General features: G+C 71.7%; 33 protein-coding genes, 1 pseudogene and 1 riboswitch. Of the genes and pseudogenes, 17 read left to right on the top strand and 17 right to left on the bottom strand.

Going from position 1 to position 24,830, the window contains the following annotated elements; all coding sequences use genetic code 11:
- Positions 1-22: 22 nt before the first annotated feature.
- The 3 genes from E0W78_RS08695 to E0W78_RS08685 form a co-directional block, all read right to left on the bottom strand.
- Complete coding sequence (locus tag E0W78_RS08695) at positions 23-1,153, bottom strand: hypothetical protein (protein ID WP_131403477.1); 1,131 nt, start codon at positions 1,151-1,153, stop codon at positions 23-25.
- Between the two features lie 70 nt (positions 1,154-1,223).
- Positions 1,224-2,150, bottom strand: coding sequence for an alpha/beta hydrolase (locus E0W78_RS08690; RefSeq protein WP_131403476.1), 927 nt, complete (start codon positions 2,148-2,150; stop codon positions 1,224-1,226).
- Between the two features lie 42 nt (positions 2,151-2,192).
- On the bottom strand, positions 2,193-2,777 hold the full coding sequence (locus E0W78_RS08685) for an ATP-dependent Clp protease ATP-binding subunit (protein ID WP_131403475.1): 585 nt from the start codon (positions 2,775-2,777) through the stop codon (positions 2,193-2,195).
- A gap of 73 nt (positions 2,778-2,850) precedes the next feature.
- Between E0W78_RS08685 and E0W78_RS08680 the strand changes: the two genes are divergently transcribed.
- Together E0W78_RS08680 and E0W78_RS08675 are read left to right on the top strand one after the other, a co-directional pair.
- Positions 2,851-3,285: a hypothetical protein gene (locus E0W78_RS08680; RefSeq protein WP_131403474.1), complete on the top strand. Its 435-nt coding sequence runs from the start codon at positions 2,851-2,853 to the stop codon at positions 3,283-3,285.
- On the top strand, positions 3,282-3,722 hold the full coding sequence (locus E0W78_RS08675; RefSeq protein WP_131403473.1) for a VOC family protein: 441 nt from the start codon (positions 3,282-3,284) through the stop codon (positions 3,720-3,722). Before E0W78_RS08680 ends, E0W78_RS08675 begins: the two co-directional genes overlap by 4 nt.
- A gap of 2 nt (positions 3,723-3,724) precedes the next feature.
- Here E0W78_RS08675 and E0W78_RS08670 read toward each other — a convergent pair whose 3' ends face one another.
- From E0W78_RS08670 to E0W78_RS08660, 3 genes are read right to left on the bottom strand one after another with little or no spacing between them, the layout of a single operon-like run.
- Positions 3,725-3,928, bottom strand: a complete 204-nt coding sequence (locus E0W78_RS08670) for a hypothetical protein (RefSeq protein ID WP_131403472.1) — start codon at positions 3,926-3,928, stop codon at positions 3,725-3,727.
- A gap of 47 nt (positions 3,929-3,975) precedes the next feature.
- Positions 3,976-4,467 (bottom strand): SRPBCC domain-containing protein, encoded by a 492-nt coding sequence (locus E0W78_RS08665; RefSeq protein WP_131403471.1) that lies wholly within the window; start codon positions 4,465-4,467, stop codon positions 3,976-3,978.
- Positions 4,464-4,802, bottom strand: a complete 339-nt coding sequence (locus E0W78_RS08660) for a metalloregulator ArsR/SmtB family transcription factor (protein ID WP_131403470.1) — start codon at positions 4,800-4,802, stop codon at positions 4,464-4,466. Before E0W78_RS08660 ends, E0W78_RS08665 begins: the two co-directional genes overlap by 4 nt.
- A 101-nt stretch (positions 4,803-4,903) precedes the next feature.
- Between E0W78_RS08660 and E0W78_RS08655 the strand changes: the two genes are divergently transcribed.
- Genes E0W78_RS08655 through E0W78_RS08640 form a run of 4 tightly spaced genes read left to right on the top strand, consistent with a single transcriptional unit; the run spans position 4,904 to position 7,330 of the window.
- Complete coding sequence (locus E0W78_RS08655; protein WP_131403469.1) at positions 4,904-5,482, top strand: helix-turn-helix domain-containing protein; 579 nt, start codon at positions 4,904-4,906, stop codon at positions 5,480-5,482.
- Positions 5,479-6,270 (top strand): SRPBCC domain-containing protein, encoded by a 792-nt coding sequence (locus E0W78_RS08650; protein ID WP_131403468.1) that lies wholly within the window; start codon positions 5,479-5,481, stop codon positions 6,268-6,270. Before E0W78_RS08655 ends, E0W78_RS08650 begins: the two co-directional genes overlap by 4 nt.
- Positions 6,271-6,273: 3 nt before the next feature.
- The gene (locus E0W78_RS08645; RefSeq protein ID WP_131403467.1) at positions 6,274-6,690 is read left to right on the top strand and encodes a DUF6069 family protein; all 417 of its coding nucleotides are present in this window, start codon (positions 6,274-6,276) and stop codon (positions 6,688-6,690) included.
- Positions 6,691-6,748: 58 nt separating this feature from the next.
- Positions 6,749-7,330, top strand: coding sequence for a hypothetical protein (locus tag E0W78_RS08640; RefSeq protein ID WP_131403466.1), 582 nt, complete (start codon positions 6,749-6,751; stop codon positions 7,328-7,330).
- A gap of 7 nt (positions 7,331-7,337) precedes the next feature.
- Here E0W78_RS08640 and E0W78_RS08635 read toward each other — a convergent pair whose 3' ends face one another.
- Genes E0W78_RS08635 through E0W78_RS08625 form a run of 3 tightly spaced genes read right to left on the bottom strand, consistent with a single transcriptional unit; the run spans position 7,338 to position 9,306 of the window.
- On the bottom strand, positions 7,338-7,751 hold the full coding sequence (locus tag E0W78_RS08635) for a VOC family protein (protein ID WP_131403465.1): 414 nt from the start codon (positions 7,749-7,751) through the stop codon (positions 7,338-7,340).
- 26 nt (positions 7,752-7,777) lie between these two features.
- A complete protein-coding gene (locus tag E0W78_RS08630; RefSeq protein WP_131403464.1) occupies positions 7,778-8,833 on the bottom strand; it encodes a tocopherol cyclase family protein in 1,056 nt (351 codons plus the stop codon).
- A 47-nt stretch (positions 8,834-8,880) separates the two neighbouring features.
- A complete protein-coding gene (locus tag E0W78_RS08625; protein WP_131403463.1) occupies positions 8,881-9,306 on the bottom strand; it encodes a universal stress protein in 426 nt (141 codons plus the stop codon).
- A gap of 144 nt (positions 9,307-9,450) precedes the next feature.
- Here E0W78_RS08625 and E0W78_RS08620 point away from each other — a divergent pair, with 144 nt between their 5' ends.
- Complete coding sequence (locus E0W78_RS08620; RefSeq protein ID WP_131403462.1) at positions 9,451-9,747, top strand: DUF2277 domain-containing protein; 297 nt, start codon at positions 9,451-9,453, stop codon at positions 9,745-9,747.
- Here the strand turns inward: E0W78_RS08620 and E0W78_RS08615 are convergent.
- Positions 9,744-10,997 carry a threonine/serine exporter family protein gene (locus tag E0W78_RS08615; RefSeq protein WP_165570447.1) on the bottom strand — a complete coding sequence of 418 codons (1,254 nt, stop codon included), beginning with the start codon at positions 10,995-10,997 and terminating at the stop codon, positions 9,744-9,746. The two genes, E0W78_RS08620 and E0W78_RS08615, sit on opposite strands and share 4 nt — an antisense overlap.
- A 62-nt stretch (positions 10,998-11,059) precedes the next feature.
- Entirely contained in the window at positions 11,060-11,959 is a 900-nt protein-coding gene (locus tag E0W78_RS08610; RefSeq protein WP_131403460.1) for a macrolide 2'-phosphotransferase, read from the bottom strand.
- Between the two features lie 48 nt (positions 11,960-12,007).
- Between E0W78_RS08610 and arr the strand changes: the two genes are divergently transcribed.
- Both arr and E0W78_RS08600 read left to right on the top strand, forming a co-directional pair.
- Positions 12,008-12,433, top strand: coding sequence for an NAD(+)--rifampin ADP-ribosyltransferase (gene arr / locus E0W78_RS08605; protein ID WP_131403459.1), 426 nt, complete (start codon positions 12,008-12,010; stop codon positions 12,431-12,433).
- Positions 12,434-12,546: 113 nt separating this feature from the next.
- Complete coding sequence (locus tag E0W78_RS08600; RefSeq protein ID WP_131403458.1) at positions 12,547-13,434, top strand: hypothetical protein; 888 nt, start codon at positions 12,547-12,549, stop codon at positions 13,432-13,434.
- Between the two features lie 10 nt (positions 13,435-13,444).
- On the opposite strand, the gene E0W78_RS08595 is transcribed toward E0W78_RS08600, so the two are convergent.
- From E0W78_RS08595 to E0W78_RS08580, 4 genes are all read right to left on the bottom strand, one after another.
- Entirely contained in the window at positions 13,445-14,269 is an 825-nt protein-coding gene (locus tag E0W78_RS08595; RefSeq protein ID WP_131403457.1) for a formate/nitrite transporter family protein, read from the bottom strand.
- A gap of 279 nt (positions 14,270-14,548) precedes the next feature.
- On the bottom strand, positions 14,549-14,917 hold the full coding sequence (locus E0W78_RS08590; RefSeq protein WP_131403456.1) for a hypothetical protein: 369 nt from the start codon (positions 14,915-14,917) through the stop codon (positions 14,549-14,551).
- A gap of 65 nt (positions 14,918-14,982) precedes the next feature.
- Positions 14,983-16,071 (bottom strand): redox-regulated ATPase YchF, encoded by a 1,089-nt coding sequence (gene ychF / locus E0W78_RS08585; protein ID WP_131403455.1) that lies wholly within the window; start codon positions 16,069-16,071, stop codon positions 14,983-14,985.
- Positions 16,072-16,082: 11 nt separating this feature from the next.
- On the bottom strand, positions 16,083-16,625 hold the full coding sequence (locus E0W78_RS08580) for a GNAT family N-acetyltransferase (RefSeq protein WP_131403454.1): 543 nt from the start codon (positions 16,623-16,625) through the stop codon (positions 16,083-16,085).
- 53 nt (positions 16,626-16,678) lie between these two features.
- On the opposite strand from E0W78_RS08580, the gene E0W78_RS08575 reads away from it, so the two are divergent.
- The 5 genes from E0W78_RS08575 to E0W78_RS08555 all read left to right on the top strand — a co-directional run bounded on the left by E0W78_RS08575 (position 16,679) and on the right by E0W78_RS08555 (position 19,602).
- A complete protein-coding gene (locus E0W78_RS08575) occupies positions 16,679-17,116 on the top strand; it encodes a hypothetical protein (protein WP_131403453.1) in 438 nt (145 codons plus the stop codon).
- Positions 17,110-17,502 carry a hypothetical protein gene (locus E0W78_RS08570; protein ID WP_131403452.1) on the top strand — a complete coding sequence of 131 codons (393 nt, stop codon included), beginning with the start codon at positions 17,110-17,112 and terminating at the stop codon, positions 17,500-17,502. Before E0W78_RS08575 ends, E0W78_RS08570 begins: the two co-directional genes overlap by 7 nt.
- 22 nt (positions 17,503-17,524) lie before the next feature.
- On the top strand, positions 17,525-17,884 hold the full coding sequence (locus tag E0W78_RS08565; protein WP_131403451.1) for an antibiotic biosynthesis monooxygenase: 360 nt from the start codon (positions 17,525-17,527) through the stop codon (positions 17,882-17,884).
- Between the two features lie 190 nt (positions 17,885-18,074).
- A complete protein-coding gene (locus E0W78_RS08560; RefSeq protein ID WP_131403450.1) occupies positions 18,075-19,145 on the top strand; it encodes a DNA recombination protein RmuC in 1,071 nt (356 codons plus the stop codon).
- 1 nt (position 19,146) lies between these two features.
- Positions 19,147-19,602: a DUF6542 domain-containing protein gene (locus tag E0W78_RS08555; protein WP_131403449.1), complete on the top strand. Its 456-nt coding sequence runs from the start codon at positions 19,147-19,149 to the stop codon at positions 19,600-19,602.
- On the opposite strand, the gene E0W78_RS08550 is transcribed toward E0W78_RS08555, so the two are convergent.
- Positions 19,599-19,940, bottom strand: a complete 342-nt coding sequence (locus E0W78_RS08550; protein WP_131403448.1) for a hypothetical protein — start codon at positions 19,938-19,940, stop codon at positions 19,599-19,601. The genes E0W78_RS08555 and E0W78_RS08550 overlap by 4 nt on opposite strands.
- 118 nt (positions 19,941-20,058) lie before the next feature.
- On the opposite strand from E0W78_RS08550, the gene ggt reads away from it, so the two are divergent.
- A complete protein-coding gene (ggt, locus tag E0W78_RS16855; RefSeq protein ID WP_131403447.1) occupies positions 20,059-21,897 on the top strand; it encodes a gamma-glutamyltransferase in 1,839 nt (612 codons plus the stop codon).
- A 12-nt stretch (positions 21,898-21,909) separates the two neighbouring features.
- Here the strand turns inward: ggt and E0W78_RS08540 are convergent.
- Positions 21,910-22,737: pseudogene (locus E0W78_RS08540) on the bottom strand (4-hydroxy-3-methylbut-2-enyl diphosphate reductase); the annotation flags it as partial.
- Positions 22,738-22,887: 150 nt separating this feature from the next.
- A riboswitch (cyclic di-AMP (ydaO/yuaA leader) is annotated at positions 22,888-23,072 on the top strand.
- On the opposite strand from E0W78_RS08540, the gene E0W78_RS08535 reads away from it, so the two are divergent.
- Both E0W78_RS08535 and xseA read left to right on the top strand, forming a co-directional pair.
- The gene (locus E0W78_RS08535; RefSeq protein WP_131403446.1) at positions 23,073-23,519 is read left to right on the top strand and encodes a C40 family peptidase; all 447 of its coding nucleotides are present in this window, start codon (positions 23,073-23,075) and stop codon (positions 23,517-23,519) included.
- Positions 23,520-23,602: 83 nt separating this feature from the next.
- On the top strand, positions 23,603-24,830 hold a 1,228-nt coding region (gene xseA / locus E0W78_RS08530), incomplete at its 3' end, for an exodeoxyribonuclease VII large subunit (RefSeq protein WP_131403445.1).

Raw genomic sequence — 24,830 nt, 5'->3', positions numbered from 1 at the left:
CGTCGCGAGGCTTCCCCATGGATCACGGCTGACTCTCCGACAGGTAGGACAGGGTCGCGTCCAGGAGCCGCGCGACGTCACCAGCGCCAGCGCGCGAAAAGTCGATCTCGGCGATCGCTTGGTAACGGAGAGCCCCGTCGCCGAAGAAGGCAGGGGAAGTCCGCTGTCGGTTGTTCTTCTTGTTTCCGTCGAGAGGCGCTCCAGCAAATCCAAACTTTATGACGCGGTCCCACTGCCCCTTCGCCGTCGGACGACTTCGCCCCTCTCGCGCCAGCAAGCCCGCGATTCGGGGCTCGACCGCGCTCAAGTGCTGTCGCAACGGACTGAAGTCGATCACGTCATCCATGCTCAAAGCCAAGTCATACGCGGCAGTCCGCAACTGCCGGTCCTCCGCCTCCCCCTCCTCCGGCTCGAAGTCCACACCGAACCGAAGCTCGCCGTCGGCCTTTGTCTCCCGCCACCGGACTTCGGCCATGAAACTGCGGGTCAAGGTTGCGTCACGTACGGGCGTCCACGCTTGAACCAGCGTAAGACCACCACCGATCGTCACGCCCGCCCGCACACACCGAGACGGGCCATCGAGATTCGCGGCAATGCGTCGTGTCACGACGCGCGCAAGGAATTTCTGATTCAACACGTTTAACGGCTTGAACTCGGGGGTTGCAGGATCCTCAAAGACTGCGGCTACGTCTGAATCCCACTGGCCTAGAGTCTCGGACACCTGGGTGGCTAGCGATCTCCCGAAGTCGGAGTCCATCCGAGAGAACGCGCTGAAGATGTTGATCAGGCTGAGGAACCCCCATCGTTCACTGGACGGACTCGTGATCCGAATCGCGTCCGCAGACAACGCGGCCAAGTACAACGCGGGCCTAGGCCGGAGACCCTCGTAGGCCTCCTGTTGTTTCCGGCTCATGAGGTGGCCTAATTTGACCTCCACAACCGCACGACTCCCGTCGTCCGACACGAGCAACAGGTCAGCGTTGTTGACTCCGCGAGCCTCGCGTAGTGCGGCGGCGGGCACAAAGCCGATCAGGGACGACCATGGCGTGGGGTCCAGGTCCGTAAGAAACTGCAGCAGGTCTGAGACGTTCGTTTCTTGAGCAATCAGCCGACCTAGACCACGGCTTCTGACCCACGGGGCTTCGGTTGGCATGTCTTGACCTTCCCAAAACGCGCGCTTTTCCGCTGGAACTTCAACCAGACCGTGCCCAAGACCAGCACAATCACCACTGGTTGGCCTCGACGTCAGTTCCGGCTGTTCCTGCACGCCGCCTCCACCTGGAGACGTTCCTCCCCGCCGACGCCACCACCCGCGCCGCCTTCAGCTGAGGGTTACTCCCCCGCGTGGACGCGGTGGGACCAGTCGCGCAGGGCGTCCGCGACGAGCACCGGCGCTCGAGCTGCGGGTTGTGGCCGGCAGCGTCCAGCAGCAGGTACGTCGCCCGCGGGTAGTGCTCGAGCAGCGCGAGCTGGTCGACGTACCCGACGATGTGGTCCTGCCGGCCGGTAACGACGAGCGTCGGCGCCTCGCACGGCTGCGCGAACGAGTCCTCGGGCGCGGCGAGCGCGTAGTTCTCCCACAGCCGTGCCATCGCCTCGGCGTTCGCCGTCCGGACACCGGGCATCACCCCGTCGCGGAACAGGTCCCACACCTCACGGACCTGCCGCGTCGTCATGCCCTCGAACTCGACCCGGTCGGCGTCGTCCAGGGACGCGAGCAGCTCCTCATCCCGCTCGAGCACGCGGAACGGCGGCAGGGTGCGCCCCGACGGCACCGGGTCCACGACCGGCGCGAGCAGCGCGATCCCACGGACCTGCTGCGGCATCGCGGCCACGACGTGGCGGGCCAGGAGCCCGCCGAGCGAGCTGGCCAGGAGCGCGAACGGGCGCTCGCCGACGAGGTCGCGCACCATGGCGACGACCCAGTCGGCCAGCTCGGGCAGGCCACCGGCACCCTCCAGCGCCGGCGTGCGTCCGAAGCCGGCCAGGTCCGGGTAGATCCGCTCCCACGGACCGGTCCCGGCCAGGACGTCGTCGAGCCCGAGCAGCAACCGGTGGTCCACGCCGTTGCCGTGCAGCGTCACGAGGGGCATCCCCTCACCGCGGCGCACCACGTACGGGACAGGCAGGACTCCGGGCTCGACCGTCATGACGCCATCGTGCCGTGCCGAAGGGGTGCTAGGTCCAGCACCTCACTCGGCCTGCGGCACGAAGTCCTCGCCCAGAGCGGCGACGACGTGCGGGACGTCGACCATGTCGGCGTCCGCCGCGATGGCCACGTCGAAGGCGCGGGACAGCACCTGCTGGGCGGCCTCGTCGTAGGGCACCAGGTCCTGCGCCTCGTCCGCGGGCTCGGGAAGGCGGGCCGACGCCGACTCGATGCCGGCGGCGACGGCGAGGCGGCCCGGCGTGACGAACGGCTCGCGCCGCACCCGCGCAGTCTCGTGCGCCGCCATGACCAGGTTGCGCGCCTCGATCGTGAAGCGCGTGAACCCCTGCTCGGGGCTGAGCGGATCGAGCTCGACCTGCGACGCCTTGGCGATCCGCTGCTGCGCCGCCTGCTTGGAGACGCCCATCCGCGTCCCGATCTCGGACCAGCTGACCCCCTGGGCGCGTGCCGTCGCGACGACGTGGCCGATGAGGTCGTCCCCGAGACGGTCGAGGTGCTCGGCGACGACCATCGCGTCGGGGATGCGGTCGCGCACGTCCGGGTGCGCGGCCTCCAGGGCGGCGACGAGGCGGTCGAGGGTGACTCCGGAGAGTCGATCGGGTTCCATGCGTCAACCGTAGGTTGACGCACCGTGTCGCGTCAACCGCTGGTTGACGCCTCCCACGTGTCAAGATCGCTGCGTGACCGCGCTCGAGCACTTCGGCTTCGCCCCAGGAGACGTGTACCTGTACGAGTTCGACACGGCCGCCGGGTTCCGCGTGAACCTGCACGCCTCGACGTGCGTCGCGGTCGACCACCGCCCGGTCGCACGGACGGCCACGCTGAGGTTCGCGCTCGACACCCTCGGCGAGGACCTCCACCCCGACACCCTCGTCGCCGTGCTGTCGTTCGACGAGGTGGAAGGCTTCGCCGTCGAGGCCGACGCCGAGCCCGCTCAGAACCTGCCGCACCCGACGGTCCGGGGGCAGGTCACCGACCTGAACGCGCACGACGGCCACGTGGAGCTCGCGCTGCTCGACGAGGTGGTCACGTTCCGCGCCCGCCGGGTCACGTGCACCATCGAGACGCTCGCGTCCCTGACCCGACCCACCGGCGCGCGCAGCATGGCGACATGACCCGCATCCGGTTCGACCACGTCGGCATCACCGTCGCCGACCTCGACGCCGCCCTCGCGTTCTTCGAGAAGCTCGGGCTCGAGGCCGAGGGCCGGACGTTCGTCGAGGGCGAGTTCCTCGACACCGTCATCGGCATCCCGGACTCAGAGACCGAGATCGTCATGCTGCGCCCGCCGGGCGGCGAGACGACGCTCGAGCTGTCGACCTTCGTACGTCCGGACCACCAGCCCGGCTCCCCCGCGGCCATGGCCACCGAGCTCGGCCTGCGCAACGTCTGCTTCGAGGTCGACGACCTGCAGGCGACGCTGGACGAGCTCGCCGCCGACGGCTTCGGACTGGTCGGCGGCGTCGGACGCTACGAGGACGTCTGGCTGATGGCCTACGTGCGCGGGCCCGAGGGGATCATCGTCTCGCTCGCCCAACGACAGCGACGCTGAGCTCAGACCTGCTCGGCGCCCTCGGGGCCGACGGCCTTGGCCGGGCAGTCCGGGTTCGGGCAGACGTCCTGGGCCAGGACGGGGACCGGCGAGCCCTCGTTCCAGTCGTTCGTCACGACCGACTCGATCACCTCGGACCGCAGCTCGGTGCCGCACACGGGGCAGTGAGTCGGCCATTCCACCTGGGCGTCAGCGTCGGTCGTCATGCCGGCACGCTACGCCGAGCAGCCCGGGTCCGCCCGCGGGACGAGCCTCAGGCTCGCGGCACGGGCGACGCCTCGGCGACCGCGGCGAGCTGTGCCGTGACCGTGCCCCAGCCGTCGTGGAACCCGAGCTCCTCGTGCAGCGCGCGGGCGCTCGGGTCGGCGTGCCGGACGACGGCGCGGTACTGCGTCCCGTCGGGGTGGTCGGCGAACGTCGTCGTGGCCGTCATCGCGATCGGCGCCGGCGTCGTCGGACGCCAGCTGCTGTCGATCGCGTTGGTGAACACGATGCGCTCGCCGTGCTGGACGTCCAGGAAGCAGGCGTCCAGGTGCGGGACGAACTCGAGGCCGTCCTCGGACATCTGCGTGACGAAGCCGCCGCCGGCGTGCAGGTCGAGCCGGGTGACGCGGCACGCCGTCGGCGCCGGCAGCCACCAGCGCTCGAGGTTGGCCGGCTCGGTCCAGGCGGCCCAGACGCGGTCGCGCGGTGCGCGGATGACCCGCTCGACGACCAGGTCGAGCGTGGGATCGAAGTCGTTCATCGGTGGTTCTCCTCGGTCTCGGTGACGAACTGCTCGAGCCGGTCGGTGTGCGCCTCCCAGGTGCGGCGCTGCTCGGCGAGCCACCCGTCGACCAGGGCCAGCCGCTCGCGGTTGAGCACGCAGTGGCGCACCCGTCCACGCTTGACCGTCCGGATCAGCCCGTGCGACTCCAGCGTGCGGACGTGCTTCATGAACGACGGCAACGTGATCGGGAACTCGCGCGCGAGGTCGCCGACGCTCGCCGACCCCCGCCCGAGGTGGTGCACGACCGCGCGCCGCGTCGGGTCGGCCAGGGCCGCCAGCACGCCGTCCAGCTCGGCAGATAACTGTTCCATGCGGCTAAGTATTGATCGCCCGGACACTTAGCGCAAGGGCTAACTTTTGGTTCCATCGCGAACCCTTGACAACTTTTCTTGTCAAGGCGCACGCTGGGGACATGCAGGACGTCGAAGTCATCGAGGACGCGAGCGCCGCCGCCGCCGCGCTGGACCCGATCCGGGCCCGGCTGCTCGGCGAGCTGGCCACGCCGGCCTCCGCGGCCGAGCTGGCCGGGCGCGTGGGCATCGCGCGGCAGAAGGTCAACTACCACCTCAAGGCGCTCGAGGCCCGCGGCCTGGTGACGCTCGCCGAGGAGCGCCGCCACGGCGGCATCACCGAGCGGTTGCTGCAGGCGTCCGCCGCGTCCTACGTCGTCTCCCCCACCGTCGTCAGCGCGTCCGCCGCCGACCCGGACGCGAACGCCGACCAGCAGTCCGCCGGTTACCTCGTCGCCCTGGCCGGACGCCTCGTGCGCGAGGTCGGGGCGCTCGCCCGCCGTGCCGGGTCGTCCGGGAAGCGGCTGCCGACCCTGACCATCGACACCCAGATCGGCTTCCGGTCCGCCGAGGACCGCGCCGCCTTCGCCGACGAGCTCACCGCCACGGTGCTCGACCTGGCCGCGAAGTACCACCACGACGACGGACGTCCGCACCGGCTCGTCCTCGCCTCCCACCCACTCCCCGAGGAGAACCGATGAGCACCACCCCGAACGTCCCCTACCGTCTCGAGTTCACCGTCGAGGTGCCCGGCACGCCCGAGCAGGTCTGGCAGGCCATCGCCACCGCCAAGGGCATGAGCGCCTGGTTCCTGCCCACCGAGCTGGACGAGCGCGAGGGCGGCTCCCTGCACTTCGCCATGGGTCCCGAGATGGGCTCGGACGGCGAGGTCACCGCCTGGGAGCCGCCGCGCCGCCTCGCCTACGAGGAGGACTGGGCCTCGCTCATGGGCAAGGAGCCCGACGAGCTCAGCCCCATGACGTCGGAGTTCCTCGTCGAGGCGCAGTCCGGCGGCACGTGCGTCGTCCGCGTGACCACCAGCGGCTACGGCACCGGCGCCGACTGGGAGTCCGAGTGGTGGGAGGACATGGACGTCAGCTGGCGCCCCTGGTTCGAGAACCTGCGCCTGTACCTGTCGCACTTCCCCGGGCAGGAGGCCACGCGGCTGGAGGTCAGCTCGACCCACCGGGGCGACCCGAAGACGCTGTGGTCGACGCTGCACGAGCGGCTCGGACTCACCGACGTGGGCGAGACCGTGGACGTCCGCGGCTCGGCCGGCGTCGTCGAGCGCATCGGCGACCGGCAGTCGCTCGTCCGGCTCACCGACCCTGTGCCCGGGATGCTCAGCCTGTTCACCTACCCGATGGACGACGACGAGGCCCTGGTCGGCGTCCGGGCGTACCTCTTCTCCCCCGACGCGGCGGCTTACGCGCAGCGCGAGGAGCCCGCCTGGCAGCAGTGGCTGGACGGCCTCCCCGACGAGGCGTGACCGATGCGCACCGAGACCGGACACACCCAGGGCGTCGGCGGACTCGTCGGCACGGGCCTGCTGGCCACGGTCGCAGCGGTGGCGGCGACCACGGTGGTCGCCGCCATCGCTCGCGGGCTGGGCGCCGAGCTCGAGGTGCCCGCCGACAGCGGCGAGCCCATCCCGCTGGCCGGAGTCGCCTTCGTGACCGGCGCCTGCTCGCTGGTCGGTCTCGTGCTCGCGGTCGCGCTGCGGCGCTGGAGCGCACGGCCCGCTCAACGCTTCGTGCAGGCCACCGTCGCGCTCACCGCAATCTCGCTCGTCCCGCCGGTCGTCTCGGGCGGCACGGCCGGGACGGTCGTCACCCTGGTCGTCCTGCACCTGGTCGCCGCCGCGATCGTCATCCCGGCCCTGGCCGCGCGCCTGCGGACGTCCACCTGAGGACGTTGTCGGCAAGTTGAGCCGTCGGGATGACGTTGCTGCGTGGCACCATGCCGACGTGACCGACTCCGAGTGGTTCTCCGCTCCGCCTGCGACGCCCGTCAACGGCTCCGAGCCGTTCTCAGGACTCGACGCGACTGTGCTCGACTTCTGGCGGTTCGCGATGAGCGACCTGCGCATGAACAACGTCCGTGGCTACCTGGCCGAGTTCCTCGTCGCTCGAGCGGTCGGCTCGCGCAGCCCGCGGGTGGAGTGGGACGCGTACGACGTCCTGGCTCCGGACGGAACGCGGATCGAGGTGAAGTCGTCCGCGTACATGCAGGTGTGGGACCAGCGCCAGCCATCACGCATCGTGTTCACCGGCCTGGTCGGTCGGACCTGGACGCCCCAACAAGGTGAAGCGCCGACGGCCACGTTCAACGCGGACGTCTACGTGTTCTGCGTACAGACGGCGCAGTCGCACGACGTGTACGACGTGCTCGACTCGAATCAGTGGTCCTTCTACGTCGTGGACCGGGAGACGCTGGAGGGGCTCGGATACAAGTCCATCAGTCTCTCCAGCCTGCAACGACTGACGGCCGGACCGATCAGCTACGCGGACCTGAACAGCGCGATCAAGGCCGCGGCAGGCACCGCGTAGACGGGTATCAACCGCCGAGGCCCTGCGCGGCCATCCAGGCGGGGTCCGGGTCGACCGGCTGCACGAGCTCGACCACCAGGCCGTCCGGGCCCGCGACCTGCACGCGCCGCTGGCCCCACGGCTCGGTTACCAGCGGCTTCAGCACCGAGGCGCCGCCCGCGACGAGCCGCTCGTGCTGGGCGTCGACGTCGGTGACCACCAGCGCGAGCATCGCGCCCGCGACACCGGGCACCTGCTCGGGCCACGTCTCGTGGTCGGACCGGACGAAGTCGATGCGGAGCTCGGGATGGTCGGGGTGCTGCGTGCTCACGTACCAGCCGAGGTCCACCAGCACGCCGAATCCGAGCTGCTGCTCGAACCATCTCCCGGCGGCCGTGGGGTCGCCGACCGAGTAGGCCGTGCCGATCTGCGTCACCTGCATGCGAGTCCTCTTCCTGTCGGGCTGAGCTACTGGACTGGAGGCGCGTCGACGGCCTCCGGGGCGTGTCCGCGGCGGACGACCTCGGCGCGAGCCCTGGCGATGCCGCCGTGCTCGAGCGCGGCGACGTCGGACGTGCCCTCCCAGACCAGCCGGCCCCGGCGCCGCACCGTGACGTGCATGGACGCGCCGAGGTGCTCGATGGCACCCGCGATGTTGCGTCGTTGGGCGGGCAGCGGCACCGGCAGGACGTGCGCGCGGTCGAGTCTGCCGACGCCCTCGACGTCGATGCGCCACTGCGCACTGCGCCCACTCACCAGCCACCGCTCGTCGCTGACCTCGGCCCGCACCGGCGAGACCACCGGGTCGCCGAGCCGGACCAGCCGTCCGTTCGGCAGCAGCACCACGAGCGCGGTCACCGTGGTGCGGAGCGGACCCGCCGTCACCTCGCCGCCGGCGAACGCGACGCAGACGGACGGCTCGGCGAAGCCCTGCGCCTGGCCCCACCACCACGAGTCGGGGAAGCCGCCCTTGCCCCAGTTCTTCTCGGCGTAGACCGACCAGCCGTCCAGGTCCCACGTGTCGTCGCCGACCACGGCGCGGCCGTGCGCGGACCCACCGAGCAGCCACGGGTGCCAGTACTGGTTCAGCCCGGGCACGGACTGGAAGATGCTCGATCCGCCGACGCTGCGCCGCGGCCACGGCACCGCGTCCCGGACCTCGACGTCCACCTGCGCGTCCGGGCCGAGGTCGACGCGCAGCCGGCCCGGGCTGCCGAAGAACACGTCGCCCGACCGCACCCCGAGCGCGTCCGGGGCGGCCCAGCCCGCGGGGTGCACGACGGTGCGCAGCGCCCCGTTCGGGTGGGAGGCGACGCCGAGCGTCGACCAGGTGCCGTCGGGCGCGCGGTTGATCCCGTTCAGCGCGATGACGACGCGTCCCTGGTCGGGATCGGTGAAGCGCCAGAAGTAGCCCTCCATCGCGACGCCGTGCGCCGGCAGCGGGTCACCGAACGGACGATCGGCGCCACTGGACCGGTACGCGCGTCGCACCGACGACAGTGCGTCGACCAGCAGGGAGGTCATACCGAACTGTCGCAGCCCAGGGGTGCGACAGCTCGGTCAGAGAGACGTCAGACGGTCTTGACGATGTAGACGTCGCAGGGCGCGTGCTGCGCGACGTCCGTGGCGATGCTGCCGAGCACGCGGGCGATGCCCTGGACGCGGCGGTTGCCGACGACGATCAGGTCCGCGCCGACCTCGTTGGCCACGGCGACGAGCGCCTCGCCGGGACGGCCCGGGTGCGGCGAGGAGTGCACCTCGGTCGTGATGTCGCTGAGCGTGCTGGCGACGCGTCCGGCGATCGCCTCGGCCTGCTCGCCCGGGGTGGTGCCGACGCCCTCGGGCAGGTTGTCGGACTCGCTGATCGTGCGTCGGTTGTCGACCGCCGAGACCACGTGCAGCACGGCACCGGTGGACGCGGCGAGCTCGGCGGCGCGCTGAGCGGCCTTGAGCGCGCTCTCGCTGTCGTCCACTCCGACGACGATGTTCTTCAGCATGGGTTCCTCCTCCGTGACGGTCCGTGAAGGCTAGCGACACGGCCGACCTACCGACGGGTACGACGCGTTCGTCCTACCCGCTGGCGCCGGCGGGAATCGGCTCGGACCTGTCCGGATGCGGCCAGTCGGGACTACCGTCGATGCATGTGCAGGAACATCCGACAGCTCCACAACTTCGAGCCGCCGACCACCGATGACGAGGTCCGCGAGGCGGCGCTGCAGTTCGTGCGGAAGGTGAGCGGCTCGACGAAGCCGTCCAAGGCCAACACCGAGGCGTTCGAGCGGGCCATCGACGAGATCGCGGCCGCGACGCGCCGCATGCTCGACGACCTCGTGACGAACGCGCCGCCGAAGAGCCGCGAGCTCGAGGCGATCAAGGGACGCGCGCGCCACGAGAAGCGGATGGAGCGCGAGGTCCGGATCCGCACCGCGAGCGCCTAGCTGTCCCCGGGCCGGACGACCGACGACCGTCCGCGCAAGCCGTGGATCGTAGGCAGCCACCGGTGCTTGTCGCTGAGCACGACGCCGAGGGCCAGGGCGACCGCCACGATCGGCACCTGCAGCCCGAACTCCGCCAGGTCCTGCACCCCCGAGACCGCGTCGCCGCCGAACAGCGCCGCCGCCCCGCGGACGCCGAGGCCGCCCACGGTGAGGACGAAGAACCCGCCGAGCACCAGGATCAGCCGGGGCGGACGCCGGTGGTTCGCGTCCACGAGGTTCGCGAACGCACCCAGCACGATGCCCGCGAGCAGCGTCCCGGCCACGGTCCCGGCCGCCTGCGTGCCCGCCTGCTGCAGCAGGAAGGTGCCGATGACGCTCGGCACGAGCCACCAGAACACCGTGGTCTCGGCGTTGAACGCGAGCACCAGGCCGGCGCAGAACACCACCCATCCGCCGAGGATCCCGAGCAGCGACAGCTCCGGCTCGGGCAGGGTCTCGGTGAGCAGGTCGGCGTCCCCGCTGAGGTTGGTCGCCGCGACGACGCCGACGACGACGAGCCCGAGCACGAACAGCCCCATGACCAGACGGATCGCCCCGGCCGTGATGCGTCCCCCGAGCAGCTCGGCCGCCGCGGCCGACAGGGTGTCGCCGGGGACGGTGATGAACAGGGCAGGCAGCACGAGCAGCGTGACGCCGTTCGTCGCGGCCAGCCCCGACAGGACGGTCAACCCGACCAGCGTCACGACGAACGCCCCGACGAACGGCACCAGTCCCTCGAACGGCGTGCCGCCGGCCGCGACGACCAGGACGCCCATGAGCAGGCCCAGGATTGCGGCCGCCCCGACCTCGCCCCAGGACGCGACGACGCTGGGCGCGAAGCCCGCCGCGAACAGTGCGACGCCGCCGACGCGCGCCCACCACGGCCACAGCGGACGCCGGTCCGCGATCGCGTCGAGCCGGCGGCAGGCCCCGTCGGCGTCCAGCCCGTCCTCGATCTCGACCAGCGTCCGCTTGAGGTCGGCGACCTGGTCGAGCCGGAAGATGCCGGGCGCCGCACGGATCACCGCCGACCGCGGCTCGGGCGCGGTCGCCTCCTGCACCAGGATCTGCTCGGGCAGCACCATCAGGGCGACGTCGAGGCCGTACGCGGTCGCGGCCCGGCGGACGTACGTCTCGAGCAGGGTGACGCCCTCTGCGCTCGAGGCAAGGCCCAGCCGGGCGACTCGGACCGCCACGTCGAACCCGTCCACGAGCGCCATCGTCGGCGCTCAGAGCGGCCGGACACCTCCCCCGTTTCGGACCCGGCCGACCCTCAGCCCTGCGGGTCGAGCAGTGCCGCGGCGACGTCGCGGTCGGGCGCGGCGCCGGTCGTCAGCGCGTACAGCGCGTACCCGAGCGGGGCGGCGTCCCAGAGGTGCTTGGCCTGCACGGCCAGCCCCGGGTGGACGTGCCCGCCGGCGTCGGCGTAGCTGTGCAGCGTCGCCTGCAGCATGTCCTCACCGCCCGCGCCGTACTGGGCGGACAGGTCCCGCGCCGGGTCGTCCACGCGGGCAGTGGTCCAGTCCAGGACGCCGGTGAACGTGCCGTCCTCGGCAAGCAGGACGTGGGCGGGGTAGATCTCGCCGTGGGTCATCACCGTCCGCGTCGGCCAGCAGACGTCGTCGTCGAGCCACGCCTGCCAGCCGCCGGCGACGGACGGGGCGACGGTGAAGTTCTCGCGCACGCGGGCGACGTCGTCGGCCCAGGCCTGGCGCACCTGGTCCGGGCTGCGCACCTCGACCCCGGCGGCCTCGGCCGCGCCGACGTCGACGGAGTGCAGGCGCGCGAGCAGGCGTCCGAGCCGGGCGGCGTAGTCGGGGCTCGCCGGGTCCATGTGCCAGACGGGCTCGCCCGCCTCGCTCAGCGTCAGGCCCGGCGACCCGGGCAGCGCACGGTAGGCGATCAGCTCCGGCGTCCGCACCTGCCAGTCGGGCACCGCGATGCCGTCGCCGGCGAGCACCGGCGCGACGAGGTCGAGGATGCGCACCTCGGCGGCCATGCCGGCAGACACGTCGTCGCGGCGCGGCACCCGCAGCACCCATCGGACTCCGTCGCCGTCCGACGCCATCACCACCCGGTAGTCGAGCCCGGCCTCGTTCACGGTGGCGTCGTGCGCGGACAGCTCCAGTCCGTGCTTCGCGGCCAGGGCGAGGGCTTCATCGACGGCGCTCATGCGTCCACGCTCTCATCCGGACGAGCCAGCCCGTGCGACGATCGACCGATGCCGACGACGCAGCCACTCGAGGACGGACCCTTCTTCCACGGCACCCGCGCGATCCTTCGCCCCGGTGACCGGCTCACCGCGGGACGTCCGTCGAACTACCGGCCCGAGGTGGTCATGAACCACGTCTACTTCACGGCTCTGCTCGACGGCGCCGGCCTGGCCGCCGAGCTCGCCGCCCACCTGGGGCCGGACGGCTCGGAGCCGCACGTGTACGTCGTCGAGCCGACCGGACCGTTCGAGGACGACCCGAACGTGACCGACAAGAAGTTCCCCGGCAACCCGACCCGGTCCTTCCGCACGAGCGAGCCGCTGGTCGTCGTCGAGGAGGTCACCGAGTGGACGCGGCTGACGCCGGAGGCCCTGGCGACCTGGGCCGAGCGGCTCACCGTCATGCGCGAGACCAAGGCCGAGATCATCAACTAGCCGGGCAACCGCGCCTCGTCGGCCGGACGTGCGAGTGCAGGGATTCCTGACATCCTCGTCGGAACCCGCGACCGACGCGCCGCGTCGCGCGCTCGCCCGACCGGAGGACATCTGTGACATCCCGCTTCGAGCTCGCGCCGCTGCGACGCAAGCTGGAGGTGGGGCGGCTCGTGAGCGGCTCGCTCCTGGAGCTCGGCATCAAGGCCTACGGCGCGGCCGCGGTGGTGAGCGTCCTGATCAGCGACGCGGAGACCACGGGCGGCAAGGCGCACGCCGCCGTCGCCGCCGTGCCCAACCTGGTCGACCAGTACCACGATGCGAAGTACGTGTTCGACCACCGCGAGGAGATCCAGGGCGCGATCGACTACCTCGACCGGGAGACGCCGTCGCAGGCCGAGCTGCAGCAGGCGGCCGACGAGGGCGCGGCGACCCTCCGGGACGTCGAGGCCACGTTCGACTCGGTCGGGCAGGCCAGGGACGCGGTCACCGACCTCGACCTGCGTGAGGCGGCCGGGCACGTCGGCGACGCCTGGAGCGGACGGCCCGAGCTGGACTCGCTGCGCGACCTCGCCGACACCGCCGAGCAGCTCGGTCCGCTCGCCGACCAGGCCGGGGTGCTGGTGCCGGTCTACTACAGCGGCTTCTCGGCCGCGTCCGACAACCTGGCAAGCGACGAGATCGTGGGCACGGTCCTCGTCATCGTCGCGGCGCTGGTGATCGCCTCCGTGCTGGGCCGGACGATCGGGTTCTGGGTCCGCCGCGGCCGGCCCGGGATCGTCGCCCAGGCCTTCCAGCAGCTCGGGGCGCGCGTCTTCCGTCGCTGGTACGTCCGCAACCTGCCCTTCGCCGTCGGCTCCGAGGTCTACGCCGTGGCCCGCGAGCACGTCCAGCGCGACATCGCCGCCGACCCCGAGACCGCGCTGGACCCCGAGACGCTCCGCGCGCTCGAGCAGCACTTCGCCCGCCAGCGAGCCGAGCACGCACCCGAAGAGGCCCGCTGACCTTCGGGACTCAGCCGGTCTGGCCCTCGTCGCGGCTCTCGGCGACGCGGTGCGAGATGCGCAGCAGCCGGATGCCGGTGACGAGCACGAGTCCGCCGACCAGGTTGCCGAACGCCGACCACCCCAGGGCACCCAGCCAGTCGAGGTAGCCGTAGTCGGCGTCGCCGGTCAGCAGCCCGGCGAACATGAGGATCGAGTCGAGCACCGAGTGGAAGAGCTGGGCACCGACGAGCACGAACGACATCAGCACCGCCGCGACCACCTGGACGCCCTGGCTCTCGGTCGCGTTCTGCATGCGGGTGAGCAGCGTGATGACCGCACCGGCGAGCACGGCGAGGAAGAACGACCGCCACGACACCCCCAGATGGGCGAAGTGCGAGCCGGACTCCACCGCCACCTCGTGCACGTCCGGCAGCGCCACGACGATCATCCCGGCCATGACGAAGCCGCCGGCGAGGTTGGCCGCCAGCGAGACGCCCCACAACCGCACGAGCTGCGTGAACGTCCCGACCTTGGCCACCACCGCGATCACCGGGACCAGGAAGTTCTCCGTGAACAGCTCGCTGTTGGCCAGCAGCAGCGCCACGAACCCGATCGTGAACGCGACCGACGCCAGCAGGTGGTTCCCGGTCTCGGCCTGCACCACGAGGAACGCGAGCACGCCGACCCCGACGTCGATACCGCCCAGGAACGCGGTCGCCACCAGGGCGAGCAGCGGCCGGTCGAGTCGTTCATGTCCTTCGTCGACCAGCCGCTCGTAGGTCTCCTCGAGCTCGGGCTCCTCACGAGCACCCTTCGGCGCGACGACGTCGCCGGAGCCGCCGTCCCCGCTCATGCTCGAAGCCGGACGGTCGAGGGAGGCGTGTTCATCCCACGACGCTATGCCGCGCTGGGCGTCCCCGCTGACTGACGGCGGGTCGACCCGAGCCCCAGCTCCGTCATCGACGCCCACGCGGATGCACGAAGCGGTGAGCCTGCAACCGGATCAACCACCGATTCGGTTGCGGACCCACCGCTCGGTCAACGGAAAGGCTGCGGACTCACCGGCCTGCGAGCGCGCCGCCTCCCTCAGACGTTGAAGCGGAGCTCCACCGGGTCACGTTGCGAGAAGTCGTCAGGACCAGTGGAACCACGCGCGCCATTCCGCTGCGGCGTGGGCGCACCCATCGTTGTCCTTCTCGAGCACGTGCAACGCCCGCCGGATGAAGGCCTCACCTTCGCCTTGCATCCGCCCGACGAACCCGTCTACTGCGTCGCCGATCCAGTCTCGCTGGTTGTCGTCTGCATCTGCGCTGGCCAGGACAAGCAATCGGAACGCCGCAGTGGTGCGTTGGTCGAGCAGAGCGACAGCAGTCCGGAAGGTCACTGCCGTGTTCTCGGGATCGAGCAGGAGCTCGATCAGACGCGCATCAGTGTCGGGAACGCCAGCACCTGGAGCCAGCGCCTCTCCGGCCGCAGCGCGTTCTTCCCAAGACCCCGTCACCACCGCATCATCGCCCGGGCACGGCCTCCTTGCCTCGACCGATCTCGCGTGAGCTTGAACCGGAACTACACGTTGAAGCGGAACTCCACGACGTCGCCGTCGGCCATCACGTAGTCCTTGCCCTCCATGCGCACCTTGCCGGCGGACTTCGCCGCGGCCATGGTGCCGGCCTCGACCAGGTCGTCGTACGAGACGATCTCGGCCTTGATGAAGCCGCGCTGGAAGTCGGTGTGGATGACGCCGGCGGCCTCGGGAGCGGTGGCGCCCTTCTTGATCGTCCAGGCGCGCGCCTCCTTCGGGCCCGCCGTCAGGTACGTCTGCAGGCCGAGCGTGTCGAAGCCGACGCGCGCGAGGGCGTCCAGGCCGGGCTCGGTGATGCCCATCTCCTCGAGCATCTGGCTGCGCAGCTCCTGCGACTCCTCGTCGTCACCCAGCTCGGCCAGCTCGGCCTCGCTCTTGGCGTCCAGGAAGATCGCCTCGGCCGGCGCGACGATCTCGCGCATCTTCGCCTTGAGGTCCTCGTCGGCGAGCTCGTCGAGGTCGCAGTTGAAGACGTACAGCAGCTTCTTGCCGGTCAGCAGGTGCAGGTCGCGCAGCAGCTCCAGGTCCAGGCCGGCCTGGAAGACGCCGGTGCCCGCCTCGAGGGCCTCCTTGGCCTTCTCGACCTCGGCCACCTGGGCGGCCAGCGACTTGTCGCGACGCGCGTCCTTCTCCAGGCGCGGCAGCGCCTTCTCGACGGTCTGCAGGTCGGCGAGGATCAGCTCGGTCGAGATCGTCTCGATGTCGCTGCCCGGGTCGACCTTGCCGTCGACGTGCGTGACGTCCTCGTCGCGGAAGACGCGCGTGACCTGGCAGATCGCGTCGGACTCGCGGATGTGGCTGAGGAACGCGTTGCCCATGCCCTCGCCCTCGGACGCGCCACGGACGATGCCGGCGATGTCCACGAACTGCACGGTCGCGGGCAGGATCTTCTCGGACCCGAAGATCTCGGCCAGCTTGTCCAGGCGCGAGTCGGGCACGCCGACCACGCCGACGTTCGGCTCGATCGTCGCGAACGGGTAGTTCGCCGCGAGGACGTCGTTCTTGGTCAGGGCGTTGAAGAGCGTCGACTTGCCTGCGTTCGGGAGTCCGACGATGCCGATGGAGAGAGCCACGGGAGGCAAGCCTACGCGGAGCGGCGCGCCTGCCACTCGTCGCGGGTGACGTGGAACATCAGCGACTCCCCGCCGTACCAGGGGTCGGGCCGCACGCCGAGCTCGCGCAGCCCGAGCCGGCGCGCGACGGCGGCCGACGGGGCGTTGTCGGCGAACATGTCGCACCACAGGTTGCCGACCAGCGGCAGGACGTGGTCGAGCAGCGCGGACGCGGCCTCGGTGACGTACCCGTGGCCGACGCAGTCGGGGTGCAGGTGCCAGCCGACCTGCTTCTCGCCGTGCTGCGCCTTGGGCAGCGGGACGGCCATGATCGTCCCGGCGACGACACCGGTCTCACGCACCTCGATGGCCAGGCCGACGTCGCGCTCGTCCTTCTCGTGGACGCGCTGCCAGTTGGCGATCCAGGCCCGCGCCTCGTCCAGGTCGGCCATCGGCGTCCACGGCGGGTCGTCCAGCCAGCGGATCACTTCGAGCCGCGAGTGGATGTCGAGCACGCGCTCGGCGTCCGCGTCGGTGAACGGCCGCAGGACGAGTCGCTCGGTCTCAATGATCACCCGCCGAGCGTAAACGCCTGCGCCCGGACGTCCGCGGGTGCCACGATGCGCGCATGACGAGCGCAGGGGACCGGGTCACGACGACCGCCATCGTGTCGGTCGTCGCCCAGGTGGTCGTGGTGCCGGTCGCGTTCGTGCCGGCGTACATGCTCAACGAGTCCCCCTCGTTCGGGGACCACCTGCAGTTCGTCACGCTCGTGGCTGCGGCGTCACTCGTCGTCGGGCTCGTGTGCGGCACGTCCATCGGCTGGCGGGCTGACGTCCCGGAGGCGCGCGCCGTTCCCGGCGGCCTGCTCGCCGCCCTGGCACCGCCGCTGCTGGTTGGTCCGGTCTGGGTCTTCTCGATCCTGCCCTTCGACCGGTGGGACGACCCGGCTCCGGACACTGCGCTGCAGAACGTGGCGCTGTCACTCGCCTTCCTCCTGGCCGGCGGCCTGTGCCTCTGGGGCGCCCTGCGGCTGCTCCGCGACGCGACGGTCCCGTCGTGGTGACGACTCGCTCGTCGTCCGCCGTCGTCCTGACGTTGGCGCTCAGCAGCGCCGCGATGGTCGCGATCGCGCCGTGGCTGTTCATGTCGTCGTACTTCATGAACGACACCGCGGACGGCGGCACGCTGGTGGGGCCGCTCGCGCTCGTGGCCCTGGGCGTCGGGCTGGTCGCCGGCGTCCTGTCCCGCGTGGTGATGAAGGTGCCGACGGTGCGTGCTGTCGCCGCCGGCGTGCTGGTCGCGGCCGCTCCCCCACTCGTGGTCGGTCCGGTCGTCACGCTGCTGACCGGGGACCTCGCCGACCTGCCCGGGCACGTCCTCGGCGTCGCCCTGCTCGGCGGGCTGGCCGTCCTGTGCTTCCGCGCCGGCCGCAACCTCCTCGAGGACTGACGCCCGTCGGTAGCCTCGGGGCATGAGCATCGTCAAGATCAACGCGATCACCGTCCCGGCCGACTCCGGCGACGAGCTGGCCCACCGCTTCGCCGCGCGCGGGGACTCGATGGACGGCACGCCCGGGTTCGAGGGCTTCGAGCTCCTCAAGCCGACCGACGACCGCCACGTCTGGCTCGTCGTGACCCGTTGGGCCGACGAGGAGTCGTTCCAGGCGTGGACGGCGTCGGAGTCGTTCGGTCGCAGCCACGGGCACGGCGGCGCGGACGCGGGTGCGCACGGCGGCGGCACCGACGAGAACGGCGAGGGGCACCGCCGCAAGCCGGTCGGCACCGGCGCCGAGCTGTGGTCGTACGAGACCGCGCTCGACCGCCGCGCCTGACCCACCTCCCTGCCCGTCCTCACCCCAGCCCGGCTCCGCCGCGATTCGTGTCGCTTCGGACGGGGTCGGACGGCGTCGGCGGTCCGTCTCGTCACACTTCGCGGCGGCGCGGGGCTGGGGTGAGAACACGCGGGGGTCGGGTGGACTCGGGGTCCGCGGTTCTGTCGGTGGGGACGGGCATCCTGACGCCATGGATGCCTTCCCCCTCCTGCTGACCGCCGTCCTCGCGCTCGCCGCGGGCCTCGGCCTGGGCCTCGCGATCGGCCGCCGCTCTCCCGTGGCGCCGCCGCCGGACGTCGCCGAACCCGCCGCCGAGGCCACCGCCCGCGCCGTCGCCCCCGTGCGCGAGAGCCTCGACCGCTTCGACGCCCGCCTGCGCCAGCTCGAGGCGAGCCGCATCGAGTGGCACAGCCAGCTGCGTGAGCAGGTCGAGGCCGTGCGCACCACGTCCGACTCGCTGCGCCGCGAGACCGCCTCGCTGGCCACCGCGCTGCGCCGTCCTCAGGTGCGCGGACGCTGGGGCGAGATGCACCTCAAGCGCACCGCCGAGCTGGCCGGCCTGGTCGAGCACTGCGACTTCGACCTGCAGGTCACCACCGCCGACGGCACGCTCCGCCCCGACATGGTCGTCCACCTGGCCGGGGGCAAGAACGTCGTCGTCGACGCCAAGGTGCCGCTCGACGCCTACCTGGACGCCGTCGAGGCCAGCGAGCCCGACGTCGCGCAGGTGCACGTGCAGCGCCACGTCCGCCAGCTGCGCACCCACGTCGACCAGCTCGCGGCCAAGTCGTACTGGAGCCGGCTCGAGCACTCCCCCGAGTTCGTCGTCCTGTTCGTCCCGGCCGAGGCGTTCCTGGCCGAGGCGCTGGCCCACGACCCGTCGCTGCTCGAGCACGCCGCCGCCAAGCAGGTCGTCCTGGCCACCCCCACGACGCTGATCGCCCTGCTGCGCACCGTCGCCCACGCCTGGACCCAGGAGCGGCTGGCCGACAACGCCCGCGAGATCCAGCGCGTCGCCGCCGAGCTGTACGAGCGCATCGGCGTCGTCGGCGGCCACGTGGACGCGCTCGGCAAGGCGCTGGCCAACGCGGTCACCAGCTACAACGACACGGTCGGTTCGGTCGAGTCCCGCCTGCTCGTCACCGCGCGCCGCCTGCATGACCTCGACATCGGCACCCGCGAGGTCACCGCCCCGCGCCGGGTCGAGACCGGCCACCGTGCGCCTACGGCTCCCGAGCTGGTCGAGCGGCTATCTTCCTGACATGTCGACGGCGGCACGGCCTCCCCGCCCCCGCGGCAGCCTGGCCTCCCAGGACCTGCTGCCCGGGCAGGCCGTCGTGCTCGCCGTGCTGTCGCTCGCGCTCGTCATCGCCCTCGAGCTGCTCGTCGAGGGCCGACTCTCGGTGCTGTTCGGCGTCGCCTTCGTGCTCGTGGCCTGGACCGTGCCGCTGACCGTCCGCCCGCGCGGGTTCTTCGTCGCCGGCATCCTGCCGCCGCTGCTCATGACCGTCGTCGTCGTCGGCTTCGGCCTCGTCGCGCCCGACCACCTGCACGGCCAGGACGTCGAGGCCGGCGCCGGCGCGTTCGAGCACGTGCTCGCCGGGTTCATCGACCACGCGACACCGTTGGTCGTCGGCCAGATCGGCGCCCTGCTCGTGCTCGCGCTGCGGGCCGGCAGCCTCAAGGCCGCAGCTGCCGAGCCGTCCGCCGACGGCTAGACGACGACCTTGCTGTAGCCCTCCAGCTCGCGCACCTGCGTGGTGATCTGCGTGCCGGCCGGATACGTCGCCGCCATCGCCACGGCCTCGGTGATCGCCTGCGACGTGCGCAGCCGCAGCTCCTCCGAGCGTCCGGGCAGGATGCTCAACGTCACCGCGACGAAGGCACCGCCGGAGTCGGGCCGGTCCACGGAGTAGGCGTCGAGCCGGCGCACCCGCGCCTTCGTCGACGCCATGTCGTACTCGCCCAGCTCGGCGAGGGCGCCCACGGCCGCGGCGAGCAGCCGATCGGCGACGAGGTCGATGTTGTCGGTGTGCTCGATCTCCAGGTGAGGCATCGCCCCAGCATGCCCGCACGTGGTCCGCACCGTCACCGCCAGGTCCGCCCGTCCCGTTGCCGACCGGCGCCGGCTGTGCCTACGGTCGAGGTCCACGCTGCTTCCGGGGGGATGACAGATGACTGCTCGCACTCGACTGCGCGCCACCAGCACCGCGGCCGTCGCCGCGCTCACCGCCGCGCTGCTCGTCAGCACCGGCACGACCGCGGACGCCGACCGGCGAGACCCACGGCCACCGCTGCCGGACTCGGCCACGGCGTATGGCTACGGCGGCGCCGTGACGTCCGTGGACGCCAACGCCACGCGCATCGGCCTGGACGTCCTGCGTCGCGGCGGCAACGCGGCCGACGCCGCCGTGGCCACCGCGTCCGCGCTCGGCGTCTCCGAGCCGTACAGCGCCGGCATCGGCGGTGGCGGCTACTTCGTCCACTACGACGCCCGCACCGGCAAGGTCTCGACGATCGACGGGCGCGAGACCGCGCCGGCCGGCATCACGCCGGACGCCTTCGTCGACCCGGCCACCGGACAGCCGTACCGGTTCACGCCCGAGCTGGTGAGCTCCGGCGTCGCCGTCGGCGTGCCCGGCACCGTCGCCACCTGGGACCGCGCCCTGCGGCGCTTCGGCCGGCTCAGCCTGAAGCAGGCGCTCGAGCCGTCCATCGACCTGGCCCGGCGCGGCTTCGTGGTCGACCAGACGTTCCGCGGCCAGACGCTCGACAACGCCAAGCGCTTCGCCGCCTTCCCCGACACCGCCGCGCTCTTCCTGCCCGGAGGGGATGCCCCGCAGGTCGGCACCCGCTTCCGCAACCCCGCGCTCGCCCGCACGCTCGAGTCGATCGCCAAGCGCGGGCCCGGCGCCTTCTACCGCGGCCCGCTCGCGGCCGAGATCGCGGACGTCGTCCAGTCCCCGCGGGTCGACCCCGCGTCCGGGCTGCCCGCCCCAGCCGGCTCCATGACCACCCGCGACCTGGCCCGCTACCGCGTCGTCGACCAGAAGGCCACGTCCACGCAGTACCGCGGGCTCACCGTCCACGGCATGGCGCCGTCGTCGTCCGGCGGCATCGCGGTCGGCGAGGGCCTCAACATCCTCGAGAACTACGACCTCGGCGCGCTGCCGCTCCCGCAAGCGCTGCACCTGTACCTCGAGGCGTCCGCCCGCGTGTTCGCCGACCGGGCCGAGCACGTCGGCGACCCGGCCTTCACCGACGTCCCGACCCGGACGCTGCTCAGCCAGCGGTTCGCCGACAGCCGGGCCTGCACGATCGACCCCGAGCAGGCCAGCCCGCGTCCGGTCGCGCCGGGCGCGCTCGACGGCGCCGCGTGCACGCCGGCCCAGCCGACGGTGGACGAGAGTGACACCGAGAACGTCTCGACCACGCACCTGTCGGTCGTCGACCGCTGGGGCAACGCCGTCGCCTACACGCTGACCATCGAGCAGACCGGCGGCTCGGCCATGACCGTGCCCGGTCGTGGCTTCCTGCTCAACAACGAGCTGACCGACTTCAGCACCGTCTACGACCCGGACGACCCGAACCGCATCGAGCCGGGCAAGCGTCCGCGCTCGTCGATGTCGCCGACGATCGTCACCGACCGGCGCGGCGTCCGGCTCGTCGTCGGATCGCCCGGCGGCTCGACGATCATCACGACCGTCCTGCAGGTGCTGCTGAACCGGCTCGACCTCGGGATGACGCTGCCGGAGGCCGTGGCCGCGCCGCGCGCGTCGCAGCGCAACACCGCGTCGACCACCGCCGAGCCGGCGTTCATCGAGGCCTACGGCGACGCGCTCGCCGCGTTCGGCCAGACGCTCACGCCGTCGGGCGACTCGTTCACCTCGGCCAGCGAGATCGGCGCCGTCGCCGCGATCGAGGTCGACCGGCGCGGACGCCTCACCGCCGCGGCCGAGCCCACCCGACGGGGCGGTGGCAGCGCAGCGGTGGTGAAGCCCAGCCGCCGGTAGGCCGCACGGTCCGGACACGACGACGGTCTCGACGCCGTCGAGCCAGCGCTCGTCGATCTCGCTCACGTCGTCGATGCGGTAGGACGCCTTGGCACCGGCCTCGAGCGCGACCTCGACCAGGCGTACCGAGTTCGACGAGTTCGCCGAGCCCACGACGATGACCAGGTCGGCGTCCGCGGCGATCTGCTTCACCGCGACCTGACGGTTCTGCGTGGCGTAGCAGATGTCGTCGCTCGGCGGGTCCTCCAGGTGCGGGAACTTCGCGCGCAGGCGGCGGACGATCTCCATCGTCTCGTCGACGCTCAGCGTGGTCTGCGACAGCCAGGACAGCTTGACCCCCGGGTCGATCTCGAGCGTGTCGACGTCCTCGGGGGTCTCGACCAGCGTGATGTGCTCCGGCGCCTCGCCCGCGGTGCCCTCGACCTCCTCGTGGCCGGCGTGGCCGATGAGCAGGATGCGGTAGTCGTCGGCGGCGAAGCGGCGCGCCTCGTGGTGCACCTTCGTGACCAGCGGGCAGGTGGCGTCGATCGTCTTCAGGCTGCGCTCGGCGGCCTCGGCGTGCACCGCCGGCGAGACGCCGTGGGCGGAGAACACGACCGTCGCACCCTCGGGCACCTCGTCGAGCTCCTCGACGAACACCGCGCCGCGCTCGGACAGGTTCTGCACGACGTGCTTGTTGTGCACGATCTGCTTGCGCACGTACACCGGGGGCCCGTAGAGGTCGAGCGCCTTCTCGACGGTGATGACGGCGCGGTCGACACCGGCGCAGTAGCCGCGCGGGTCGGCCAGCAGCACGCTGCCGCCGATCGTGGGCATGCCGAGGGTGACGGAGGAGGACATGGCGCCCATCCTACGGGCCCGAGAAACCTGAGTCCTGCGTCACACTCACGCTCGGGTTTCATGAGGGCCTTGTCACAAAATCGGTTTGGCGCTTGGTCGTCGTTGAAACGTGTATGTAACGTCACCGCGGCGCCCCCCACCGGGGGCGTTGTCGTGTCCTCGCCGAGGCCCATCAGGACGCGACGTTCCGCAACACAGGGATGGGCACGGAAGACCCAGCAGTGCGGCTCCTCCCCCTGAGGAGCCTTTGGGGTGAACCGCTCGTGTCGAGCGGCAGGCAACCTTCACGCCTGAACCCGACAGGTCATCTTTCGCAGGCGGATCTGAAGGAACTCATGCGCTTCATTCGTCTCATCACCACTGCCATGCTCGCGGGCGGTCTCGTGCTCGGCGGCCTCGCCGGACCGGGTGCCGACCACGCCGACGCCGCCTCGAAGAAGACCGCGGCCAAGGCGCTCAAGGTCGCCGCCAAGCAGAAGGGCGACCCGTACCGCCGTGGCGGCAACGGTCCCAGCGCGTTCGACTGCTCGGGCCTGGTGCAGTACTCCTACAAGAAGGCCGGCAAGAAGCTCTCGCGCACGTCCGCGTCGATGCTGAAGTACAAGAAGGTCTCGAAGAAGCACCGTCGCGCCGGCGACATCCTGGTGTTCCTGAAGAACGGTCGCGCCTACCACGCGGCGCTGTACGCCGGTCACGGCAAGATCTGGGAGGCCCAGCGTCCGGGCACCTCGGTCAAGAAGACCAAGATCTGGAGCTCGCGGTACGTCGTGCGTCGCCCCTGACGACACACGCACTGCACGGAGCCGCAGCTCACTCGCTGCGCTCGCTCGCGGGGGTGTCGGCCCCGGCCTCTAGGGTGATCACCATGCCCTTGGAGACCACGGCCGACGCCCCCGCGCCGTTGCGGCAGGTCTCGCAGCTCATCGAGGGCTACGTCGGCCGCCTCGGCGCCATCTGGGTCGAGGGCGAGATCGCCCAGATGACCCGTCGCCAGGGCATCAGCTTCCTGACCCTGCGCGACCTGCAGGCCAAGATCTCCATCGGCCTCAAGTGCCACAGCCGGGTGCTGGACGCGTGCGTCGCCCCGGTCACCGAGGGCAGCCGCGTGGTCGTCCACGCCAAGCCCACCTTCTACTCCCCCAACGGCTCGCTGTCCCTGGACGTCCGCGAGATCCGTCCCGTCGGCGAGGGCGAGCTGCTCGCCCAGCTCGAGCGGCGCAAGCAGCTGCTCGCCGCCGAGGGCCTGTTCGACCCGCGGCTCAAGCGTCCGCTCCCGGTGCTGCCGCGCGGCATCGCGCTCATCACCGGCAAGCAGTCCGCCGCCGAGCGCGACGTCGTCGAGAACGTCCGTCTCCGCTGGCCGTCCGCCCCGCTGCACGTGCGTCACGCGCTCATGCAGGGCGCTTCGTCCGCGCGCGAGGTCATCGCCGCGCTGCGCGAGGCCGACGCGGCGCCGGGCATCGACCTCATCGTCATCGCCCGCGGCGGCGGCTCGGTCGAGGACCTCCTCCCGTTCTCCGACGAGGCCCTCGTACGGGCCGTGCACGCGGCCACGACGCCGGTGGTCAGCGCCATCGGCCACGAGCCCGACACCCCGCTGCTCGACCTGGTCGCCGACCTGCGCGCGTCCACCCCCACCGACGCGGCCAAGCGCATCGTCCCCGACGTCGCCGAGGAGCTCGCCGGCGTCGAGGCGATGCGTGAGCGCGCCCGCTTCGCCCTGCACCACTTCCTGCAGCGCGAGCACCACGGCCTCACCGCGCTGCGCTCCCGACCGGTCATGGCGACCCCCACCACGCTGGTCGACCTGCAGCAGAAGGTCGTCCTGGACGCTCGCGACCGGGCCCGCCGCTCGCTGGGCCACCGGCTCGACCGGGCCCACGACGAGGTCGGCCACCACCTGGCCCGCGTCCGCGCGCTGTCCCCGCTGAACACGCTGCAGCGCGGCTACGCCGTCGCGCAGACCCCCGACGGCCACGTCGTCACGTCGATCGACCAGGCGCCGGCCGGCACCGAGCTCGTGCTGCGCCTGGCCGACGGCCACGTGAGCGTCACCAGCACCGCCGTCACCCCCGACCCCCACCCCGCCCCGG

The sequence above is a fragment of the Aeromicrobium sp. IC_218 genome (assembly GCF_004336805.1).
In the GTDB taxonomy this organism is placed as follows: domain Bacteria; phylum Actinomycetota; class Actinomycetes; order Propionibacteriales; family Nocardioidaceae; genus Aeromicrobium.
This window is presented reverse-complemented; position numbering and strand designations above follow the sequence as displayed.

What these genes read in the sequence shown, in the direction of transcription:
- E0W78_RS08695 (WP_131403477.1), bottom strand. Translation starts at nt 1,153, where the DNA reads ATGCCAACCGAAGCCCCGTGGGTCAGAAGCCGTGGTCTAGGTCGGCTG.
- E0W78_RS08690 (WP_131403476.1), bottom strand. Translation starts at nt 2,150, where the DNA reads ATGACGGTCGAGCCCGGAGTCCTGCCTGTCCCGTACGTGGTGCGCCGC.
- E0W78_RS08685 (WP_131403475.1), bottom strand. Translation starts at nt 2,777, where the DNA reads ATGGAACCCGATCGACTCTCCGGAGTCACCCTCGACCGCCTCGTCGCC.
- E0W78_RS08675 (WP_131403473.1), top strand. Translation starts at nt 3,282, where the DNA reads ATGACCCGCATCCGGTTCGACCACGTCGGCATCACCGTCGCCGACCTC.
- E0W78_RS08670 (WP_131403472.1), bottom strand. Translation starts at nt 3,928, where the DNA reads ATGACGACCGACGCTGACGCCCAGGTGGAATGGCCGACTCACTGCCCC.
- E0W78_RS08665 (WP_131403471.1), bottom strand. Translation starts at nt 4,467, where the DNA reads ATGAACGACTTCGATCCCACGCTCGACCTGGTCGTCGAGCGGGTCATC.
- E0W78_RS08660 (WP_131403470.1), bottom strand. Translation starts at nt 4,802, where the DNA reads ATGGAACAGTTATCTGCCGAGCTGGACGGCGTGCTGGCGGCCCTGGCC.
- E0W78_RS08655 (WP_131403469.1), top strand. Translation starts at nt 4,904, where the DNA reads ATGCAGGACGTCGAAGTCATCGAGGACGCGAGCGCCGCCGCCGCCGCG.
- E0W78_RS08650 (WP_131403468.1), top strand. Translation starts at nt 5,479, where the DNA reads ATGAGCACCACCCCGAACGTCCCCTACCGTCTCGAGTTCACCGTCGAG.
- E0W78_RS08645 (WP_131403467.1), top strand. Translation starts at nt 6,274, where the DNA reads ATGCGCACCGAGACCGGACACACCCAGGGCGTCGGCGGACTCGTCGGC.
- E0W78_RS08635 (WP_131403465.1), bottom strand. Translation starts at nt 7,751, where the DNA reads ATGCAGGTGACGCAGATCGGCACGGCCTACTCGGTCGGCGACCCCACG.
- E0W78_RS08630 (WP_131403464.1), bottom strand. Translation starts at nt 8,833, where the DNA reads ATGACCTCCCTGCTGGTCGACGCACTGTCGTCGGTGCGACGCGCGTAC.
- E0W78_RS08625 (WP_131403463.1), bottom strand. Translation starts at nt 9,306, where the DNA reads ATGCTGAAGAACATCGTCGTCGGAGTGGACGACAGCGAGAGCGCGCTC.
- E0W78_RS08620 (WP_131403462.1), top strand. Translation starts at nt 9,451, where the DNA reads ATGTGCAGGAACATCCGACAGCTCCACAACTTCGAGCCGCCGACCACC.
- E0W78_RS08610 (WP_131403460.1), bottom strand. Translation starts at nt 11,959, where the DNA reads ATGAGCGCCGTCGATGAAGCCCTCGCCCTGGCCGCGAAGCACGGACTG.
- arr (WP_131403459.1), top strand. Translation starts at nt 12,008, where the DNA reads ATGCCGACGACGCAGCCACTCGAGGACGGACCCTTCTTCCACGGCACC.
- E0W78_RS08595 (WP_131403457.1), bottom strand. Translation starts at nt 14,269, where the DNA reads ATGAGCGGGGACGGCGGCTCCGGCGACGTCGTCGCGCCGAAGGGTGCT.
- E0W78_RS08575 (WP_131403453.1), top strand. Translation starts at nt 16,679, where the DNA reads ATGACGAGCGCAGGGGACCGGGTCACGACGACCGCCATCGTGTCGGTC.
- E0W78_RS08565 (WP_131403451.1), top strand. Translation starts at nt 17,525, where the DNA reads ATGAGCATCGTCAAGATCAACGCGATCACCGTCCCGGCCGACTCCGGC.
- E0W78_RS08560 (WP_131403450.1), top strand. Translation starts at nt 18,075, where the DNA reads ATGGATGCCTTCCCCCTCCTGCTGACCGCCGTCCTCGCGCTCGCCGCG.
- E0W78_RS08555 (WP_131403449.1), top strand. Translation starts at nt 19,147, where the DNA reads ATGTCGACGGCGGCACGGCCTCCCCGCCCCCGCGGCAGCCTGGCCTCC.
- E0W78_RS08550 (WP_131403448.1), bottom strand. Translation starts at nt 19,940, where the DNA reads ATGCCTCACCTGGAGATCGAGCACACCGACAACATCGACCTCGTCGCC.
- ggt (WP_131403447.1), top strand. Translation starts at nt 20,059, where the DNA reads ATGACTGCTCGCACTCGACTGCGCGCCACCAGCACCGCGGCCGTCGCC.
- E0W78_RS08535 (WP_131403446.1), top strand. Translation starts at nt 23,073, where the DNA reads ATGCGCTTCATTCGTCTCATCACCACTGCCATGCTCGCGGGCGGTCTC.